This is a genomic window from Corynebacterium sp. TUM25020, from assembly GCF_056388495.1.
The window spans coordinates 1-19,442 of record NZ_JBWJFG010000005.1 but is presented as its reverse complement, the minus strand read 5'-3'; the positions used below and the strand labels follow the sequence as shown (position 1 = coordinate 19,442).

20 protein-coding genes and 1 pseudogene are annotated in these 19,442 nt (G+C 57.2%); 12 read left to right on the top strand and 9 right to left on the bottom strand.

What is annotated here, in order from left to right; genetic code table 11:
- Positions 1-11 precede the first annotated feature (11 nt).
- The 3 genes from AC05K6_RS07145 to AC05K6_RS07135 all read left to right on the top strand — a co-directional run bounded on the left by AC05K6_RS07145 (position 12) and on the right by AC05K6_RS07135 (position 1,732).
- Positions 12-302: a hypothetical protein gene (locus AC05K6_RS07145; protein WP_293791712.1), complete on the top strand. Its 291-nt coding sequence runs from the start codon at positions 12-14 to the stop codon at positions 300-302.
- Between the two features lie 225 nt (positions 303-527).
- Positions 528-1,118: a hypothetical protein gene (locus AC05K6_RS07140; RefSeq protein ID WP_448307939.1), complete on the top strand. Its 591-nt coding sequence runs from the start codon at positions 528-530 to the stop codon at positions 1,116-1,118.
- Positions 1,119-1,381: 263 nt separating this feature from the next.
- Complete coding sequence (locus tag AC05K6_RS07135) at positions 1,382-1,732, top strand: transglycosylase family protein (protein WP_293791710.1); 351 nt, start codon at positions 1,382-1,384, stop codon at positions 1,730-1,732.
- A 28-nt stretch (positions 1,733-1,760) separates the two neighbouring features.
- Here the strand turns inward: AC05K6_RS07135 and AC05K6_RS07130 are convergent, their stop codons facing one another.
- Positions 1,761-2,528, bottom strand: a complete 768-nt coding sequence (locus AC05K6_RS07130; RefSeq protein WP_293791709.1) for a PaaI family thioesterase — start codon at positions 2,526-2,528, stop codon at positions 1,761-1,763.
- Between the two features lie 156 nt (positions 2,529-2,684).
- On the opposite strand from AC05K6_RS07130, the gene AC05K6_RS07125 reads away from it, so the two are divergent.
- From AC05K6_RS07125 to AC05K6_RS07115, 3 genes are all read left to right on the top strand, one after another.
- Positions 2,685-3,464, top strand: coding sequence for an HNH endonuclease family protein (locus AC05K6_RS07125; protein WP_476728175.1), 780 nt, complete (start codon positions 2,685-2,687; stop codon positions 3,462-3,464).
- Between the two features lie 153 nt (positions 3,465-3,617).
- On the top strand, positions 3,618-4,781 hold the full coding sequence (locus AC05K6_RS07120; RefSeq protein WP_293791708.1) for a cystathionine gamma-synthase: 1,164 nt from the start codon (positions 3,618-3,620) through the stop codon (positions 4,779-4,781).
- A 12-nt stretch (positions 4,782-4,793) separates the two neighbouring features.
- Positions 4,794-5,219, top strand: a complete 426-nt coding sequence (locus tag AC05K6_RS07115) for a hypothetical protein (protein ID WP_293791706.1) — start codon at positions 4,794-4,796, stop codon at positions 5,217-5,219.
- 9 nt (positions 5,220-5,228) lie between these two features.
- On the opposite strand, the gene AC05K6_RS07110 is transcribed toward AC05K6_RS07115, so the two are convergent.
- Positions 5,229-6,218 carry a hypothetical protein gene (locus AC05K6_RS07110; protein ID WP_476728174.1) on the bottom strand — a complete coding sequence of 330 codons (990 nt, stop codon included), beginning with the start codon at positions 6,216-6,218 and terminating at the stop codon, positions 5,229-5,231.
- 156 nt (positions 6,219-6,374) lie between these two features.
- Complete coding sequence (locus AC05K6_RS07105) at positions 6,375-7,382, bottom strand: hypothetical protein (RefSeq protein ID WP_476728173.1); 1,008 nt, start codon at positions 7,380-7,382, stop codon at positions 6,375-6,377.
- 146 nt (positions 7,383-7,528) lie between these two features.
- On the opposite strand from AC05K6_RS07105, the gene AC05K6_RS07100 reads away from it, so the two are divergent.
- Positions 7,529-8,305 (top strand): SDR family oxidoreductase, encoded by a 777-nt coding sequence (locus AC05K6_RS07100; protein ID WP_476728172.1) that lies wholly within the window; start codon positions 7,529-7,531, stop codon positions 8,303-8,305.
- Positions 8,306-8,332: 27 nt separating this feature from the next.
- Here the strand turns inward: AC05K6_RS07100 and AC05K6_RS07095 are convergent, their stop codons facing one another.
- The 3 genes from AC05K6_RS07095 to AC05K6_RS07085 form a co-directional block, all read right to left on the bottom strand.
- Positions 8,333-8,650: a YbjQ family protein gene (locus AC05K6_RS07095; protein ID WP_448307946.1), complete on the bottom strand. Its 318-nt coding sequence runs from the start codon at positions 8,648-8,650 to the stop codon at positions 8,333-8,335.
- A 122-nt stretch (positions 8,651-8,772) separates the two neighbouring features.
- Positions 8,773-11,676, bottom strand: coding sequence for a DEAD/DEAH box helicase (locus AC05K6_RS07090; RefSeq protein WP_476728171.1), 2,904 nt, complete (start codon positions 11,674-11,676; stop codon positions 8,773-8,775).
- A 26-nt stretch (positions 11,677-11,702) separates the two neighbouring features.
- Positions 11,703-12,095 (bottom strand): (deoxy)nucleoside triphosphate pyrophosphohydrolase, encoded by a 393-nt coding sequence (locus AC05K6_RS07085; protein ID WP_293791697.1) that lies wholly within the window; start codon positions 12,093-12,095, stop codon positions 11,703-11,705.
- A 235-nt stretch (positions 12,096-12,330) separates the two neighbouring features.
- On the opposite strand from AC05K6_RS07085, the gene AC05K6_RS07080 reads away from it, so the two are divergent.
- A complete protein-coding gene (locus AC05K6_RS07080) occupies positions 12,331-13,029 on the top strand; it encodes an NAD-dependent deacylase (protein WP_476728231.1) in 699 nt (232 codons plus the stop codon).
- Positions 13,030-13,045: 16 nt separating this feature from the next.
- Here the strand turns inward: AC05K6_RS07080 and AC05K6_RS07075 are convergent, their stop codons facing one another.
- Positions 13,046-15,445 (bottom strand): acyltransferase family protein, encoded by a 2,400-nt coding sequence (locus tag AC05K6_RS07075; protein WP_476728170.1) that lies wholly within the window; start codon positions 15,443-15,445, stop codon positions 13,046-13,048.
- Between the two features lie 109 nt (positions 15,446-15,554).
- Positions 15,555-15,966, bottom strand: a pseudogene (locus AC05K6_RS07070) (gamma carbonic anhydrase family protein).
- 89 nt (positions 15,967-16,055) lie between these two features.
- Between AC05K6_RS07070 and AC05K6_RS07065 the strand changes: the two are divergent.
- Entirely contained in the window at positions 16,056-16,565 is a 510-nt protein-coding gene (locus AC05K6_RS07065; protein ID WP_476728169.1) for an NAD(P)H-dependent oxidoreductase, read from the top strand.
- Between the two features lie 6 nt (positions 16,566-16,571).
- Here AC05K6_RS07065 and AC05K6_RS07060 read toward each other — a convergent pair whose 3' ends face one another.
- Entirely contained in the window at positions 16,572-16,925 is a 354-nt protein-coding gene (locus AC05K6_RS07060; protein WP_476728168.1) for a hypothetical protein, read from the bottom strand.
- A gap of 148 nt (positions 16,926-17,073) precedes the next feature.
- Between AC05K6_RS07060 and AC05K6_RS07055 the strand changes: the two genes are divergently transcribed.
- The 3 genes from AC05K6_RS07055 to AC05K6_RS07045 all read left to right on the top strand — a co-directional run bounded on the left by AC05K6_RS07055 (position 17,074) and on the right by AC05K6_RS07045 (position 19,069).
- Positions 17,074-18,045, top strand: coding sequence for an NAD(P)H-dependent flavin oxidoreductase (locus AC05K6_RS07055; protein WP_476728167.1), 972 nt, complete (start codon positions 17,074-17,076; stop codon positions 18,043-18,045).
- A 117-nt stretch (positions 18,046-18,162) separates the two neighbouring features.
- A complete protein-coding gene (locus AC05K6_RS07050; protein ID WP_476728166.1) occupies positions 18,163-18,546 on the top strand; it encodes a DUF488 domain-containing protein in 384 nt (127 codons plus the stop codon).
- A 205-nt stretch (positions 18,547-18,751) separates the two neighbouring features.
- On the top strand, positions 18,752-19,069 hold the full coding sequence (locus AC05K6_RS07045; protein ID WP_476728165.1) for a GlsB/YeaQ/YmgE family stress response membrane protein: 318 nt from the start codon (positions 18,752-18,754) through the stop codon (positions 19,067-19,069).
- The last annotated feature ends 373 nt before the right edge of the window (positions 19,070-19,442 follow it).

Genomic DNA, 19,442 nt, shown 5'->3' with positions numbered 1-19,442 from the left:
AGGAGTTCATAATGAGCTGCACCACCCACGCCGACCACGATCACAAGCACGGACCGAACTGCGGCCACGTTGCCGTTCCACACGAGGATCACGTTGATTACGTACACGATGGTCACCTGCACCGCGAGCACGATGGCCACTACGACGAGTGTGAGACCTCCGAGCACCACGTCCACGAGGGGCACGACCACCAGCACGGCCCTAACTGTGGCCACGTTGCCGTTCCGCACGGTGACCACGTCGACTACATCCACGACGGCCACCGCCACGCTCAGCACGGCGACCACTGGGACGATCACTAAACCCCAAGCCCTCGTAGCAATAGTTTTTGTCGCGTAGCGAGATAGCGGCCACACAAGTATCTACGGCACTTGCTGTATCTACTGTGTGGTCGCTTTTTCTTTGTGACGCCCAGCCTCCCCGGCCGTGCATAGTCCTTTGAGCCTTCACGGTGATAAAGGAGGTGACTACCCAATAGTCACTCGGGTAACATTGGCCACCTAAATCGCCGGTGAAAGGAGTGTCGGGTGACCTACCCGCAAGGAAACGACGATCAGACGCGCATGTTCAACACGCAAGGCAACGGTGGCTATGGCGGGAACTATGACCGGGGCTATAGCAATCAGAACTACAGTAACCCGAACTACAACAACCCGAACTACTACAACCAACCACAGCAAGATCCTCGCGAGGGGCTACTAGCCGGTCGTTACGACGGCAAGAAGGTTGCAATGAACCTCATCGTTCTTGCCGTGCTGGCTGCCGCGGTCACCTTTGCTGCGGTGTTCATCGTGGACCTTTTGGTGGGCTTTATCCCAGGTGAAGCGTCGTCGGGCGTGGGTCCCGCCGTGCTGACTGGCGTGATTGCGGGCGTCATCGGCGTACTTGCCGGACTGCTGTACATTCCAGTTTCCGGCACAGGTAACGAGCATCTCTTTGGCATGGCGGTGATCGCGCTAGCCGCCGTTGCTGCGATTGCGTGGGTGCTGGCCGGTGGCTTGCTCAGCGGTGATTGGGGGACGTTGGTCACGCTGACAGGCATTGTCTGCACTGCAGCCATTGCCTATGTGGTGCCGACACGCATCGAGTCGGCAGCGGTGTACGGGCCGCGTCGCTAAAAGTCCTTTAGCTGTGAAGTACAAACCCCCGGGATGTCCCGGGGGTTTCGTCGTGAACAGGGGCGGAAAGCCAGGTTTCGGGCAAAGGCAGGTTGATAGCGCAGGTTGATGAGGAGTACCTGAGTATTCGTTATCAATTCGAGATTTTTTGCTGATTTAGGGCTTTTTCGTTTGACGTACCCCCGGGGAGGGTGCGTAAGTTAGCGAACTCAGTGGCAGATTGCCTCTAAACGAAAGTCCCCTAAAAAGGAGTGTTCGACTACATGAAGAAGTCCGCGAAGACCGCTTTTGCCCGTATCGGCATGGCCGCAGGCCTGATTGCCGCCCCGGCTGCCGCAGCTGCAGCCGCTGCTCCGGCTGCGGAAGCCGCTCCTGTCAGCGCCTGGGATCAGGTCGCGCAGTGCGAGTCCGGCGGCAACTGGAAGATCAACACGGGCAACGGCTACTACGGTGGACTGCAGTTCAACGCACAGACCTGGGCTGGCTTCGGCGGAACGAAGTACGCACCGACGGCTAACCAGGCCACGAAGGCGCAGCAGATCGAGATTGCCGAGAAGGTGCTGGCCAAGCAGGGTGCCGGCGCATGGCCCAACTGCGGCAAAGTGCTGGGATAACCAGCGACATGCCTGACCTGGGCGGGCGCTAAGCGTCCAGGTATTTTTCGGGAATATCCAGAGCCACCAAGTCCTCCCGGGACTTGGTGGATTTTTCTAGCGCAACCTTAACGACATGGCGCATCTGCTCCTCCGGGTCGGGGATGCGCCTCTGCTCGGACATGAGGACAGTCAGTATCTCCGGCTGATCCTTGAAGCAGTGCCACACTACGGCGTTGGCCAGCGATTCCAGCACCAAGCCCCGTGGCTGCAGAGCCTGCTTGGGGCGCTCGGCGCGCTTTCCGCCGCCGCGAGGGCGCACGTGGAGATCCTGTTGGCCGATACCAACGACGGAGCCATCCGTGTTGTAGATGATCGAGGTGTATGGCACATTGCAGTAACCATCTTCTTCGACGGTGGCGATAATCCAGTTGATCAGTTCGGGGCTGAGTTCTACGTCCATGTATGCCCCGCTGCGGCCTGGCTTGAGGAATTGGAAGGTGCCGGTGCGCGTCCACGCCTCATATTCGGTGCCAAGGCGGCGGGCGATAAGGGTGCCGAACAGCACGTCGGTCATGGAAAATAGCGTGCCGCCGAATGCTGCTCCGTGCATGTTCGCGTTCCACCAGCGTAGGTTCAGCACGATGCGTGCGAAGGACCAGTCGTCCGAGACGCGTGTCATCTTAATGCCGGAAAACAGCAGTGGTGGCCAGAGGTTCATCATTCGCCGCATGCGGTTCGGCTTCTTCGTCATTTTGTTGACGAAGCCCGGAACTGCCTTCATCTGTGCTTGGTAAATCTTCTTTAGAGGTTTCATGATGCGTTTATGCTACCGCGCCCGGTGAAGGCGGGCAGGTATAAAAGTATTCTCTTTTTATGACGCCACTACGTTCGCGCCGGGTCGCACGCGTGTTCGAAACTATAGACGGATACCACGCGGGTATGTCTGGAGCGATTGCTAGCGTGATGAACTATGAGCAATAGGTTGAGTGGTGGCGCACTGGCGCTAATTGCAGGAGTGAGCCTGCTGCTCGGCAGTTGTGCAGAGGGAGCGGAGTTTCTAGAGGGCGCAAGTTCAGCGTCACAAACTTCGCACGCTCCCATAGAACAACCTGCCGAAACGGTGACAGCTGAGCCGGAGCAGCCGCAACAACCACAAGAGCCGCAACAATCAGAGCAACCGGTCACGCCCGAACGGTCGCTTCACCAGCAGAACATGCTCGACCTTCTGGAGACGTTGGCGGTGAAGGGCCGTGCGCCGAAGACGGGTTATAGTCGCGACCAATTTGGTCAGCGCTGGAAGGATATCGACCGTAATGGTTGTGATCAGCGTAACGATATTCTTGCCCGCGACCTCACCAATGTGGAAGCTCCGAAGGGTTGCCGGGTGCAAAGTGGGGACTTGCAGGATCCCTACACCGGCCAGCTGATTCATTTTGTCCGTGGGCAGAACACCAGCCAGGCGGTGCAGATCGACCATGTGGTAGCGCTTGCCGATGCGTGGCAGAAAGGAGCGCAGCAGCTCACGCCGGAACGGCGCGAAGAGTTCGCCAATGATCCGTTGAACCTGCTGGCCGTGGACGGGCCGTCCAATATGCAAAAAGGCGCTGGTGATGCCGCCACGTGGCTGCCGAAAAACAAGGGATTCCGCTGCATTTATGTCTCTACCCAGGTGCGGGTAAAAGCGGAGTATCAGCTGTGGGTCACCCCGGCGGAAAAGGAGGCTATTCAGCGCGAACTGGGGCGTTGCTAGTAGAGCGCGGGCATCGCGCCTGTGAGTTTCGATCTATCCATTATTGCCGCTAACTAGACTGCTTGGTCTATACTTGTTGAAACATTGCGCGCTGAATCGTCAGACGCAGCGCCACCTAAGCACTGACAAGCGATAGTTCGAAGAGGAGTTTCCATGGCCCACAACACAGATGCCATCCATGCAGGGTACGAGCCCGACGAGTTCATGGGCTCCATCAATATCCCGATCTACGCATCCACCACCTTCGCTCAGAACGCGCCGAATAACCTGCGCGGCGGATACGAGTACGGACGAGTAGCTAATCCAACCGTGGACTCGCTTGCCCGTACCATCGCAGCCCTTGAGGGCGGGGAGTTCGGCCGCGTGTATGCCTCTGGCATGGCCGCAACTGATCACCTTTTGCGGGTTTTGCTACGCCCCGGCGATCACTTGATTATGGGACACGACGCCTACGGTGGCACATACCGCCTGATTGCGACCGCTTTCAAGGACTGGAACGTGGACTTCACCGTAGTGGACACCACCGACGCAGAGGCAGTGCGCGCCGCGCTGACCCCGCAGACGAAGCTGGTGTGGTTGGAGACTCCGACGAACCCGCTGCTCGCTGTGTCCGACATCGCCGCCATCGCCGATGTTCTCGCCGATGAATATGGTGGCGACGCCCCCACACGCCCGAAGCTGATCGTGGATAACACCTTCTTTAGCCCCTACCTGCAGCGACCTCTAGACCTGGGGGCGGACGTGGTGCTGCACTCGACCACAAAGTACATTGGCGGGCACTCCGATGTGGTGGGTGGCGCGATTGTAAGCAATGACGCGAAACTGGATGAAGATCTGGAGTTCCTGCTCGGTGGAGCCGGCCCCATCGCCTCGCCTTTCGACGCTTATCTCAATGCCCGTGGTTTGAAAACCTTGGGTGTTCGCATGGATCGTCACTGTTCGAATGCACAGGCCATTGCGGAGTACCTCGACGAACGCGCGGAGATAGCGACCGTTTTGTACCCTGGCCTGCCACAGCATCCGGGTCATGAGGTGGCTAAGCGCCAGTCCACGGGAAAGGGATTCGGCGGAATGATCTCCGTTCGTTTCCACTCGGAGGAGGCAGCGTTGAAGTTCTGCCAGTCCACCAAGTTGATCTGCCTGGCTGAGTCGCTGGGCGGAGTGGAATCTCTCCTGGAACACCCGGCGACTATGACCCACCAGTCGGTGGCAGGTTCGCAGCTGGAGGTTCCCCGCGATCTGGTTCGCATCTCCATCGGTATTGAAGATCTAGAGGATCTGCTCGCAGATATCGCACAGGCTCTGGAGCAGCTCTAAACTATTGGACTTATGAGGATCTTTTCTTCTTCCAAGTCCCTAACCGCACTAGTCACCGCAAGCACCATCACCCTCGGCGCGGTCAGCGTCGCCGGCGCTGCTCCGGCGCAAGCGATCGCACCGTCGGAGGGCAGGGGGTCCAGCACCGCGCCGATTACTCAGCCGGTCGACCCAGATCACAACCCCACAAACCCACAGGCAACCAACGAAGGTTCGTTGGCCAGCAGTGTGGAGTCGGCGAACCCGGGCGCAGAATGGCTGCTGAAGACCTTCCCCCTGGGTAGCACTGACCCGGCAGGTTCTTTGGGCAAAGAAGCGCCGCCGATCGCAGGCATCCTAGCCTGGGTCGGCGGCATCGTTGGCGCAGTTGCGCTGGGTGCTGCAGCGGTTGGCGGCTACCAGTACGCCGTGCAGCAGGGCTGGATCAAGCCACTCTAAGAAGTCTTTCTACTTCTTGTAGCCCAGCTGCTCCATCAGCTGCTCAGCTTCTTCGGTGTCGCCACCGAAGAGTTCAGACTCCATGGTGATGTGCTTGTCCTTATTGATGACAAAGACATAAATCTTGGCGGTTTCTTCGATGTAACCCGCGAATGCGTTCGGGTCATCGTTGATAATTGTCGCATTGTGGTCTTTGAGATCCTTTGCCTGCTGATTGGCGTACTCCGTGTCATCAACGAAGTCCACGGACCAGTAAGCCCAAGGGCTGTCCTTTACGCCCTTACACTTAGCGCCCTTAACGTCGCGGTTGGACTTGGAGCTGTAGTCGTAGCGCAGGTTGAAAGTGCCAGTCTCGCACTTGTTGATCAGGTCGTTGATCTTTGAAGGCATTGCGCCCTTGTACGGCTCGGTGAGAGTATCGTCCGGGCCACCAATGTCGCCGCGTTGTGCCGCAGTCGACGTAGAGGCACTGGAGCTGCTCGACGAGCTACTGGAAGAACTGCTGGTCTCCTCAGAACTTGTTTCTGAACCCGGATCTTCCTCAGCGGTGGTGGTCTCGGATTCCTGTGCGCTGGTGTTTTCTTCGCTTGAACCGTCATCCTTGGTCACGAAGAAGTAGCCACCTACTGCTAGGCCGATGACAAGGACGAGCGCAGCGATGATGCCAATGACCTTTCCGCCGCCTCCGCCGCCACTCGGGGCCTGGCCATAGGCCGTGTGCTGATTACCGGCAAAAGGATTCTGCCCCGGCTGGCCGGAAAAGCCGGGCGCAGCTTGGTTGCCTTGGTTACCCGGGGTGCCTTGTGCGCCGTAACCATTCTGAGAAACGGGCTGGCCATAATTGCCGGGTTGGCCTGGCTGTTGGCTCTGTGGCTGTGCTTGGTTTTGGTTCCACTGGGTCGTCTCATTCGACGCGTTGGAACCGTTGCCGAAGGGGTTAAAGTCGCCATTATTCTCACCCGGATTGGGGGTGTTACCGAAAGGGTTATTGTTCGTCATGTGGGGTAAATCCTTTAGACCTCATAGAAACGTATCAACCTTGTGGGCGCGCCTTTTTCAGCGCGTTCAGTAGTCGAATGCGTTTGGCTGCGTGCGATGTTCCGCGCTGGCGAACATCAGAGAGATAGGGGTAAACAACGGGGGTACGCGGAAGCGTTAGTTCTTCTTGTAGCCCAGTTCCGTCAGGACCTTTTCCAAATCGTCCTTCTTCTTCAGGGGCATCTTGGTCTCCATGACGATTCCCTTGTCCTTGTTGATGACGAAGACAATCGGCGAGATATCGCTTTCCAAGTATCCCGCGAAGTTATTCGGGTCATCGGACCAGATTTGCGCATCGTGGTTCTTCAGGTAGTCGATCTCATTCTTTGCGAACTTGGGATCGTTGACGAAGTCGACGAGCTTGAATTCCCAAGCGGTGTACCAAACGCCGTTGCACCGCATTCCGTCGACCTTGCGGTTGTTCTCTCGTGCAAGCTCAAAGCTTCCGGATTTGCAGTCTTGAACCATGTCCTTCATCTTCGCGGGCATCGCATCGGCGTACTTCTTCAGCATCGAATCATCCGGCCCGCCGATATCACCACGCTTTGCCGGTTCTTTTGTGGAAGACGTCGAGGACTCAGAAGACTCAGAGGAAGACGACTCACTGCTGGACTCGGAAGAGCTGGAGGACGTCTCCTCGCCGGTGTCTTCTGACGAACTGGAGGATTCGGACTTCGCGGTGTTCGAGTCATCGCCACCATCGTCCTTATTCAGTAAGAAATAGCCACCAATGACGAGACCGATGACGAGAAGTGCGGCGACGATGATGCCGATGATCTTGCCGCTGTTCCCATTGCCGCCGTTTCCACCGGAGTTATTTGGCTGGCCATAAGCGCCATAGGGCTGAGAGTTGAAGGGATTGTGAGCCTGCTGACTTGGCTGGCTCTGCTGCCCATAATCCTGCTGGCCGTAACCTGGCTGGCCCTGTTGGCCATAGCCCGGCTGTCCCTGTTGCCCATAACCTTGTTGACCATATGGCTGCTGGCTTTGGTTCTGTGCTCCCGGGTACTGCTGTCCACCCTGAGGCTGCTGACCAAATGGGTTCTGGTTTGAGTTTTGGCCAGGGTTGTTCTGGGGGTTGTTGCCGGGATCCGGGAAGCCCCCGCCATTGTAATTGTTAGACATGGCAGATCCTTAGGGTTAATTAAACGCTACTTATTACCCAAGAGGTTAATGCATAGGTTAGAAACCCGCATTGCGTTGGATGAATCCCTAACACCCGTTATGGAATAACGCTTTCCCGGACTTTTCTAGCAGCTACATTGGAGCCTATGACCACTAACAATGCAGCATCCACGATCACCCCACCGTCTCACACTCGCATCGCTGTCGTGACCGGAGCCAGCGCAGGAATCGGCGAAGCTACTGCGAAGCTTTTAGCTGCAGATGGTTGGTACGTCATTCTGGCGGCTCGTCGCCTAGAAAAGCTCGAGGAAGTTGCGCAAGACATCGCTCAGGAGGGCGGCAAGGCAACGGCCCTTGCACTCGATGTGACGGATAAGGCGTCAATAGATAATTTCACCGCCGCCCTGGCTGAGCTGACGGGCTCCAAGCTGGATCTGCTGGTCAACAACGCGGGTGGCGCTCGCGGACTAGATCCGGTTCTCGAAGCTGACCCGGCGGATTGGCGCTGGATGTTTGAGGCGAATGTGATGGGCACGCTGGAGGTTACCCGTGCGCTTTTCGATCAGTTGAAAGTCGCAGAGGCGCCGCAGGTGGTCAATGTTGTTTCCGTTGCAGGTCGCGGCGCATACCGTGGCGGCGCGGGCTACAATGCCGCCAAGTTCGGACAAACTGCATTGACCGACGTAATGCGCATGGAGTTCGCCGAAACGGGTGTGCGTGTGTGTCAGGTCGATCCGGGGCGGGTTGCCACGGACTTCAGCCTAAATCGTTTTAAGGGAGACGCCGAGCGAGCCGCAGAGGTATACGCCGACAAACTAAACTTGCAGGCCGAAGACATCGGCGAGGCTATTCGTTGGATTGCGGATCGTCCCCGCCACATGGACGTCGAATCGATTATGATCCGCCCGCTCGACCAGGTGTAAGCCCGGCTCGCACCGGGTTAAACGTCCTTACTGAAAAGTGACGGCAGTGCCGGTTGCGCTGACCATCACCATGCCACCCTGCCCCAGGGTTTCGTAGTCCACATCCACACCGACGATGCCGTGCGCGCCCATCTCCAGGGCGCGATCCACCATTTCCTTCAACGCGGTCTCGCGAGCCTGCAGGATCTCGCCCTCGTAGCTGGAGGAACGGCCACCGGTGAGGTTGCGGAAGCCCGCGCCGATGTCCTTGAACATGTTGATGCCGGCAACGGTCTCGCCCGAGACGATGCGCAGGTACTGGGCGATGCGGTGCCCCTCGACGGAGTTAGTGGTGGTGACGATCATGGTGTGTTGACCTTTCTGCGATTCTCTCTTAGTGGCTCTGTCCTAGTGACGCCCACATTTCCGCGGGCGCGCCTATGCCACCGACTATAGAGGACTGTGGTGGCGTTATGCCCTCAAAAACGTCACTTGGTGGTGGGGTGTTTTGTGAAGTACTCGTACAAACCTGGTGAAACAGGGTTCATAAGATCGAGGCGCATATTCACAATGGGCATAGGTTTTTTGGCTGTTGGAATAGTCGTCTCCACGGCATCACGCGAGTGGGCTTGTCCGAGGTAGTGGAAGCCGTTTCCCTCTGCGTCATCCTTTTTCACGAATACCTCCAGGGTGTAGTCCCCGGAAACGATGCGCGCTTCTATTTTGCTATTTAGGCGCCGGTTGGACTTCGTAAACCAGCTGATTGCCGATGGGCTGTCAAACTTATCTTCGTATTTTGTGGAATCTGAGATGTCATCTGCCTTGTGGTAGGTGATGAAAATCGGGCAGGTTTTGGTGACTTCATTAGCGGAGTAGCCATACATGGTGGAGTATTGGTTGGTTTCCCAATTCAACATGCGACATACATCTTTGCGAGAATACTGCTTACCGGAAATCAGGTTGCCCTGGGACTTGTAGTGCTCGCGGTTAGAGCGGAGACCAGTTTCGATTACGTCGTCCACATGGCGCGCGAAAAGTGGCGAGGAGTCATAGCATTCGCGAAGTTTCGAGCTGATGGTGAAACAATCGTTGTCGAAATTGGCTAGGGGAAGTTTGCCGTATTTGGCCCTTTCGCTGCTAGTGAAGAAGCTTAGGTCCAGAATCCTGCTTACTGATTGCAAGGCTATAGAATCCAGCCCTTGTGCTTTCTGCTGTGGGCTGTAACCCCCTAGAAGAGCTCGGAATTCTTCCACGGAGACGCAATCCTTTTTGAGCAGCTGTCTTATGAGCAACAGCTCATGAGGTCGGAGGCCGTTAAGTAGTTCCTTGTCAAGGAAAGTTAGAAAGGCATTCTCGTCTGCAGTAGGGAGTTGGGTTTCCTTCTTCACGCGGACCAAAAATTCCCAATAATTGTTTGACCTCGAGGTCGCGATAATTGTGGGCTGAACGGTATCGTGCAATGCAAAATCGATACGCCAAGGTTGACGTCCTAAGCGGAACGCCAGGTCGGAGAATGATTGCTTCAGCTGGGGGAGTGTGTCAAGGGTGGTTTGGGCAAGGCTTTCCAAGATTCGTTGTTCAGAGATCTTGTCGAAGCTAATGCTGCTAATTCCTGCGATTGATCCTGCTTCGTCGGCATCGCGTATCCGCTTGCGGATGAGGTCCTTGCTGAGGGAACTATCGCCAAAAAGCGCGATGGGGACAAGGAAATTGTTTTTGTAGTTACCGATGAAGTCGATGACCCGGAGATGATCCTTGCCAACCGCTTTGCGCAAGCCACGGCCGAGTTGTTGCGTAAAAACAATGGCAGATTCGGTATTGCGGAGCATGACTACTTGGTTCACGGAGGGGATGTCGATCCCCTCGTTGAATATATCGACAGTCAGTACGTAATCCAGATCGCCCGATTCGAGTTCTTCGATAACGGCGTTGCGTGTTTGCGCTGAATCACTACCGGTAAGCGCCTTGGTACGAAGGCGATGGCCGAAAATCGTTTCTCTGTTGAGAAGGGCAGAGAGTTCTATCGCTTCCTTTCGAGATGAGCAGAACATGAGCCCCGTTACTTTGTCCGCCCGTCCGTAGGTGGTCAGCATGTCGCAGAGGTACTTCACTCGGTCTGTCGACAGGAGCTGAGAAAGAGAGCTAGTCTCCTCGATGGATTTCCCTTGTTCATCGACATAATCTGTAACGCCGTAATAGCTGAACGGCGCAAGCATCTTTGATTCCAGGGCCTTTTGAAGCCGAATTTCGTAGGCCACGTTGTAATCGAAAAGTTCGAACACATTAAAGCCGTCGGTACGTTCCGGCGTTGCTGTCAGACCCAGGAGGAAACCGGGTTGAAAGTGCTCCAGAATGCGCAAGTAGCTTTCAGCGCCTGCACGGTGGACTTCGTCGACGATGATGAAATCAAAGTCCGAAGGGTCGAAGTCCTGCAGATTCGTCTCACGTGAGAGTGATTGAACACTGGCAAAAACGTACTTACGGTCTTGTTGCCTTATGGAACCGACGTATTTACCGAAATCTTCTGCCGGGGCTTCTAGGACCTTTTGGAATTCCAGGATTGCCTTGTCCAGAATCTGCTCGCGGTGGACAATGAACAGCATTCTTTCCGGCTTGGCCTCGCGAACACTGAGTGCGGCGAGGATCGTCTTACCCGTGCCGGTCGCTGAGATCACGATTGCGCGCCGAGCATCCGATTCTCGGATCTGTTTGATTCTCCCCAACGCCTCCGACTGCATTGCATTGGGTTGAATACGGCCAACGGGGATGACCTCGTCCTTTTCTCCAAGGATTAGCCTCCGCTGAGGAACTGGCTTCCAAGATTTCTCGTAATTTTCAATCCACTGAGCAGTCAGTGGATCGGAGCGTTCTTCCAACCGAGTTATGGCATCGCGAACCTGAAGTGCAATGTCGCCGTCTGGCATAGCCGAGAAACGAAGGTTCCATTCCGAGTTGCTAATCAGTGCACCGCGCGTGAGATTGGAGCTGCCGATAATGGCAGTCGTTCCATCGGCATGCTCAAAGACATACCCCTTACTGTGAAAGGCATCGACCGAATCTTTAAGAACTCTCACCTCGACATTTGTAAGCTGCAGTAGTTCTTTAAAGACCGCAGGTTCGTTGAATTGCAAATAGGTCGAGGTAATGATTCGGCCACGACCTTCGAAATCTAGAAGATCTTGCTTTAGTAGCGCCAAAGCAGAAGCGGTGACGAAAGCGATTGAGAAGTCGAAGCTCTGTGCGCGCTTAAGCTCGTGCTTGATCGCACGCAGCATATCGTTGTCCGGGGTATTTGAGATCAGCTTTGGGTTGAATACTCGAGCAGATTCCAATTGCCGATTTAGGTACCCGAAAGCTGTATCTAGCCCCACGCCAGTGCTGAAAACCGACATATAGTCACATCCCCTCAGCCTGGCTCTTAGCCGAGCTGGTGAACGATCTTCTGGACGGCAGGAATGTCAGCTGGTGCCCAATCCAGGTCGAGGAGATTATCGACCGCTACCCACCGAATCTCCTTGTGCTCCGTGATCTGCGGATCAGCACCATTTAGAGTGCAAAAGTAGGTACTGAGGATAACGGTTCCAAAGTCGTATTCATGCTCTGTCGTTTCGACGTGTTCTCCTACGACTGCATCGCAGAGTAGTTCTTCCTTAAGTTCTCTTCGGAGCGCTTCGACTGGGGTTTCGTTCTGCTCAATTTTTCCGCCAGGGAATTCCCACATGAGGGGAAGCGACATCGACGCGCTACGTTGGGCTGCCAGAACCTTGCCATCGCGAACCAAAACGGCTCCGACTACATTGATTCTCTTCAAGTCATGACCTCCCGAACTGCACATTTTTTCCGTAGCCTATCAGGCATTCTAATTCCCTGCCGCTCCGAAGTCCTCAGTCCCACTATCCCGCTAGCCTGGGGGCATGGTCACAGTGATTACCAGCCCAGAATCCACCGCCGGGAGGGTCCATCCATTGCAAAAAGAGGATCTCCCGGAAGACCTCGTTGCGGTAGTCCGCGCAGCGAAATATGTAGAAGTATTCACCGGTGCGGGCATGTCTGCCGACTCTGGTTTGGATACCTTCCGCGATGCGCAGACCGGCATTTGGTCACACGTTGATCCACAGGCAATGGCCAGTTTGGATGCCTGGGCAAAGGATCCCGAGCCCATGCTTGCCTGGTACCTCTGGCGGGCGGTGCTTTGCCGCCGCGCCGACGCAAATGCGGGGCACCGAGCGATAGGTCAGTGGGCGGAACGAGGGGGCGTCACCGTACACGTAACCACCCAGAACATCGATGACCTGCACGAGCGTGGCGGCAGTAAGAATGTGGCGCACTTACATGGGAGCCTGTTTCGCTATCGCTGCAGCATTTGTAGTAAGCCCGCGCGAATGCCGGAGCTGCCCACAGAACAGATTGAGCGCGCAACACCCCCGACGTGCACGCTGTGCGGAAATCCGGTGCGCCCAGGCGTGGTGTGGTTCGGCGAGCCACTACCGCACCGGGAATGGGAAGCCGCGGAAGAGGCCATGCGGATGGCGGATTTGGTGGTGATTATCGGAACGTCCGGAGTGGTGTGGCCGGCTGCGGGGCTACCCAGTATCGCGGCTCAGCGTGGCACCCCAATAGTGGAGATCTCTCCTGCGCGCACCGACCTGACGGATATGTGTACGTGGTCGCTGCGCACTACCGCGGCGAATGGGGCGCCATTGCTGGCGCAGGCAGCCGAAGAAGCTAGAGGATCCGGCGACTAGCCCCGCTAATCCTCAGCTAGTTCTGCTGGTTCTGCGGGTTCGGCGGCTGGGGCTGCTTGGGCATGAGCCCAACATTCATCGGGGGGATCTTGTGGTTCGGGTCAAACATCTGCGCTTCCATCTCCGGGGCGAGGGTTTCGGCGAAGATGTTGTTGAAGTGGTGCGCATCGCGGTATACCGCCATGTTGCCGATGATGGACGGGCACCAATCCTCGCGACAGATCGCCGCCGTCAGATCCATCAGGGTCACGTCCATGCCCTTATAAGCCTCGATCGAAGGATCCACTGGCAGGAGGGAGTCCCATACATTCTGACCACACTCGGCGTTAATGGCCAGGACCTCATCGAAGTTAGGTCGACCAGGGTTGGCAAGGCCGGGGAAGTCCGTGTTCTCGGAGGCTTCGCCGCTCTTGCCCTCCATCATCTCCGCCACGCAGGTGCGCATGTCGCGGGGTGCGCCGTTTGCATTGGTCTGCCAGGGGTTATCGCGCATCAGCCAGCTGTGGATGCCCTGGTCGGTAAAGCTCTGCACCAGGTCCTTGTACTCCTGGGGCACGACTTCAGGGCCCTTGCCGCTGATGGAGGCCGGGCGCGTACCGGTCATGAAGATGCCCTCTGTCGGCGGATTCTCCTTGATGTAGTCCACGACCTTCTCCGACCAACTGATGCAGGAGGGGTACTCTTCGCCATTGACGCGCGTGATCTTCGCATTCACCGGGCAGCCCATCTTCAGGATGGGGATCATCTTCACGTGCCGGTTGCGGCCCACGATGTCCAGCGCCGGAATGTAGTGCTCGGAGTGCGAACCACCGATGACGTAGATCGTCTTATCGGAGTGAATATCGCCATAGGCGCACTCTTCGTCGGAGCGGTTGTAGTTCTTCTTCAGAATCAGCGCATCGCTATCGAAGCCGATCTGGCACCCATCCGGTTGAGTCTGCGGCAGGAGGGAGTGGAAGTCCTCTAGTGGCGGAACCAGCGGCATGTTCTCCGGCACTGGGGCATTCACCAGGAAGCTTGCCGCACCCGGGTAGATTGCCTTGTCCTTGGCTAGATCCCACAGCTGTTCGCTGTTTACATCTTCGCGGTGTTGTAGATACTGGGGCGACGCCACCACAGCGCCAGCGATAACCAGAATCAGAACGGCGTAAACAGCCTTCGGCCAAGCGGACAGGGACTTAGCCCAGTATCGGGGACTAAACAGAATCCAGCTGCGCTCGGGCTTCTTACCCTGACGTAGCGGACGCTCCACCAGCTTGTTGGAGATCCAGGCCAAAACAACGCTGCCGGCGATCACCGCTGCGCCGAGGGCAGGCGTGACCTTGGGAACGTTGAAGTAGTAGACGCACAGCACCAAGATCGGCCAGTGCCAGACATACAGTGCATAGCTGATACGTCCCAAGAATTGGAATGGGCGAGTCAGCAGCAGTCGAGTAACACCTACCGGCTCGCCGGAGTGGCCAGCCAGTACAACCAGCAGTGCGCCGATGAGCGGAACGAGTGTCCACGGGCCGGGGAACTGGTCAGCACCGTCCAGGAACAGGCCGGTGCTGATGATCATGGCCAGACCCACAATGCCCATGATGGTGCGCGTCCAGCGACCCATGGGGCGCAGGACAGGATTGCCGTTCTCGTCGCGGCGCAGCAACAGCATGCCGAGCAGACCACCCAGGCCGATCTCCCAGAAACGGCTCAGTGTGGAGTAGTAGTTGATGGTCTGGTCTTCCATGTGGAAGTACGTCGCGTAAGCGAACGAAAGCACAGTGGCAGCAGTTAAGACCACCAACAGTGCCTGGCGGGCGTACTTCCTGAAAATCAGGGCAAGTAGAGTCACTACCAGGAGAGATCCGACGTAGATCTGCAGCTGTGCGGACATGGACCACAGGTGTTGGAACGGACTGACTGTGGTGCGAACGGAGGTGTACTCACGGCCGGAATATGCAAGCTGCCAGTTGATGTAGTAGCCCAGGGAAGCCACTGCATCCTTTGCCATCTGCACATGCACAAGCCGGTTCATCAGCAGCAGCGATGCCGCCAGCACGCTGGCGACAACCACCGCAAGCAGTGGGAAGAGGCGTCGAATAATACGAATCAGGGACTGTAGGAACGTGAGTCCCTTCGGGTTCTGTGCATTGCGCAGCTGGCTGCCGAAGGAGAAGATGCCGCCGAGCAACAGGAACACGTCCACACCAGAGCTGACCTTGCCAACAAAAACGTGGAAGATCACGACCAGGCCGATGGCTAGGCCACGCAGTCCCTCGATGTCGTAGCGCATCGTGGAAACACGTGCGCCGGATTTACCGGAAGTGCCCGCTTTAGCAGCTTTCTCCGAGCCGCGGGGCTCCGTCGGTTTCTTGATTTTTGTGGAGTTCGACTGTTCGGTCGAATCGTCCGTCGAAGTTTTTCCCTGTTCCATAACTCGAATAAGTCTATTGACCAGCGGGATAAAATTCGAAACGACTCACCCGGCGAGCCTAAAGGGAAGGCGTTAAGAGCCTCACAGTTTGTTATAGGTGCGTGGCGTGTTAGTCGAAGTACACGTCTTCCAGAGATAGCGCTTCAGCCGGATTTGCCTGGTTGCGCGCCGTTTCTACGTAGCGTGCCGCGTGGGCAATGAACCCTTCTCGCTCTTGCTCGGAGAGTTCGCGCCGTACTTTCGCAGGCAGGCCAGCTGCCAGGGATCCGGCGGGAATTTCTTGCCCTTCCAGCACCACTGCGCCCGCGTTCCACATGCATCACCGAGTTGTCTTGAACGTTTGTGCGCTCGCCAATGCGGATCGCTCCGACATCACCGCGCAGAACGCAGCCATAGAACACCGAGGAATCCGCCCCGATTTCCACATCTCCAATGATGGTCACGCCAGGGGAGATCATTGCGCTGCGGTGGATCCTTGGCGCCCTGCCCTGAAACGGAAGGATAAGCGGTGCTGCATTCATGTTTCTCATCCTAACTATTTATTGACGCCCCCACGCCCCCTTTCCCTGAATAGTCCACGCGGAATCACAGGATCTGTAGCGTTGGCGTCATGAGCGAAAACCCTGTGACCGCTAAGTCAGTAACAATCCTCGTCGTCCACCACAGCCCGACTGAAAAAGCTCAGAAGTTGGCAGACACAGTACTTTCGGCGGCGCGCGCCGCTGCTGACGAGGTGAATACAGAGCTCGACGGTGCTGCCGTGGAAATCGTGGAGCGGCAAGCTCTAGAACCGGACGTGGAGGAGCTGCGCGGGGCGGATGCTGTCATCTTGGGAACCACCGCCAACTTCGGCTATATCTCCGGTGCGCTCAAACACTATTTCGACACGGTGTATGTGCCCGTGCTCGAAGAGAAGAAAGCCACTCCGACTAGCTGGTGGATCCGCGGAGGCTACGACACGACAGGCGCGGAGAAGGCGATGCGCTCCATCCTCACGGGACTGGAATGGGGCATAGTCGCCGAACCCGTCGAGTTCACTGGAGATATTGAGCCCCACCTGGCGGAGCTGGAGGCGATGGCTCAAGCTGTGGTGGGCCAGGCGGTGGCGTCACAAATATAGGTGCCTTTAACGGAGGTCGGACAGAACACAAGCGGCACCGGCAACCGCGGTGGTGACGGAGAGAACCGCAGGCCAGGGACCGATCTTCTTGGCGAGTGGGTGGGAGAGGCCAAACGCGGCGATGTACCCGGCAGTCAGCCCAGCAGCTACGCCCGCGCCGGCCTTTGCGTTCCACGAACGGGCAGCGTAACCGCCGGCAGCGGCCAGAATTACACCACCGAGGGGCCGGATGCCGGTCTCGCGGGCTGTCAGCCAGCCACCGACCAGGCCAGTAATGACGACGGATGCGGTGTTGACATCCTTGGCGGGCTTCAGGGTGGAAGTGGGCTTAAGTTTATTCAGCGTGTTCTTCTGTGCCATGCTTTCCACCTTACGCGCGAGACTCTGTGAGGTTTTCGGCAATAACTTTTCGGCAATAACACAGAAGGAGGACTAGGGTGGTGGCGGAAAGATTATCCATGCCATGAGTCCAACGCCATGAGTCCAACGTCATGAGGAGGAAGATTTCATGATTGAACGCCTCGATACCCGGCTGACCAAGCTCTGGGGAATCGACAAGCCAATCATCGGTGCTCCAATGGCGGGGCGCTCAGACGGCAATCTGGCCGCGGCCGTCAGCCGAGCTGGTGGCCTGGGAATGTTTGGCGCAGGTGCGGGCACTAAGCCCGAGTGGATTCTGGAAAATGCACGCATCGCCGCAGAAGCCGGGCCTTATGGAATTGGCCTGATGGTCTGGGCGCTGGAAGATAACCCCGCACAGTTCGACGCAGTGCTGGAGGCCAAGCCGACAGTAGTGAGCCTGGGCTTCGGCGATCCGAAGCCCTACGTGGATCGGGCTCACGAGGCCGGGATCTCCGTCGTCGCGCCGATCAACACTATGGCGCAGCTCCGCCAAGCACTTGCGGCGGGAGTCGACGCTATTTGTGTGCAGGGTACGGATGCTGGCGGTCACACCGGGCATATCGGCACCCTGCCACTAATCCAGATTGTGTTGGAGTACATGCAAGTCAACGCCCCGGGTGTGCCGATCGCGGTTGCAGGTGGCATTGCTACGGGCCGAGGCGTGGCGTCCATGCTGGTCGCGGGAGCGGATGCGGCGTGGGTCGGTACGGCACTGTTGGCCTCCCCAGAGGCTGCCGGCGCGCCAGAACTGCGGCAGGCTGCGATTAAGGCCACGGCCAGCCGAACGGTACTGACGGATATCTATGACCGTGCCGAAGCACAGAAATGGGATACCGAGCAATGGCCTACCCGTACTGTGCGTAATGCTTTCGTGGATGTGTACCACCCCTTGTCCGAGGCGGGGGAGGTTACCGACGAGGAACTGGTCGTGGCCCGCGCCGAGGGCGGAGACTTTGCAGGCGAGTTGAAGCTGCACGCGGGGCAGGGTGTGGAACTGCTGCGGGCAGAGGTGCCCGCCGGTGAGGTCGTGCAGGGTATGTACGACGAAGCGCTGCACTGCCTCGGACGTTTCTCCTAAAACGTAAGCCCCGAAGCTAAACCTCGGGGAGCCCCAGAAAAAATCTTGGTGCTCGAGCTGGAGAGCTCTCGAAACTTCAAATGTTTCAAAAGCTTCAAAGTCTAAGGAGGAAACCGCATGGACATCGACCGCGTGTACAACTGGCGCGACCGACAGCGCCAAGGTCTGTATTTAGTGGACCGGTTGTGGCCTAGGGGCGTCAAGAAAGAAAGCCTAGATTTGGCCGGCTGGCCGAAAGAACTAACGCCCAGCAGCGACCTGCGCCGAGAGTTCCACAATGGCTTGAGCTTTGCCGAGTTCCGTGAGAAGTACGTGGCGGAGCTGGAGGAACGGAAAGTCGCAGGGGAACTGGACGATGCCCTGACCGAAGTGCGCGACTACCAGAAGCGGGCGACCGATGAAGGCGCTCCGGAGCTCCTGCTGCTGTATGCCGCGAAAGAAAAAGAGCACAACCATGCGGTTGTGCTCCGAGATTGGCTGGCGCCCCAGCTGGAAAGCTAAGGCGCCGGCTAACTAGCCGGCCGCACTAGAGGCGCTGGCGGGAAGCCACAAGCGTTACGTCGTGCGTAGCTATTAACCAGGTCGCGGACAGCCATGTAGTGGGCACCGTTGTGGCGGTAACTGCGGTAGGGAGCCCTGTGGGTTGTCTTCGCAGCATATCGATTAGCCGTAGAAAAATACTGTGAGGGTCGGTACAGTAGGGGGTATGACTACTGAAATCCTCGCCGCAAATTCTTTCCTGCTTGCAGAAGGCTCTGCCGTCCCGCCGCTGGGCATGGTCGGGTGGGTTGTCATCGGTGGCCTAGCTGGCTGGATCGGTTCCAAGATCATGGGTACCGACGAGCAGATGGGCTTCTTCCTCAACATCATCGTCGGTATTATCGGTGGCTTCCTGGGAGGTTGGGTCCTCGGCCTGCTGGGTATCGGCAGTGGTGGCTGGTTCTGGAGCTTCCTGACCTGCCTGCTGGGTGCCTGCCTCCTTATCTTCATTGTGGGGCTTGTTACGGGCAAGCGAGGGAAGTAGGAACTTCCCGGATTAAAGTCGGCACCGGCGACAGGCTGGTGCTAGAACAAACGTAAGACTGATTGCGCACCTTCACTGAAGCGTGCGCTTTCGTTTTCTAGGCCGTGGCCGAGCCATAGGACAAGAAGCAGAATGATCAGCGCGCAGATAATAAAGATCAGCGTGCCGATGAAAAAATAGGAACGGAAGAGGCCGATTTTGGCTTCTTCCTTTAGGGGCGCCTCGACGGACGGTCGGGCGTCCTTTTGGGTTAAGTAAAGAAAAGTGTGTCTTTTCCGGGCGTGTTGCGGTTATTTGATCCAGCCTTTTTGGATGCCGAGGTTGTGTTGGTAGCTGGTGTCGATGGCGGTGTCGTATTCTGCTGGTGCACCGA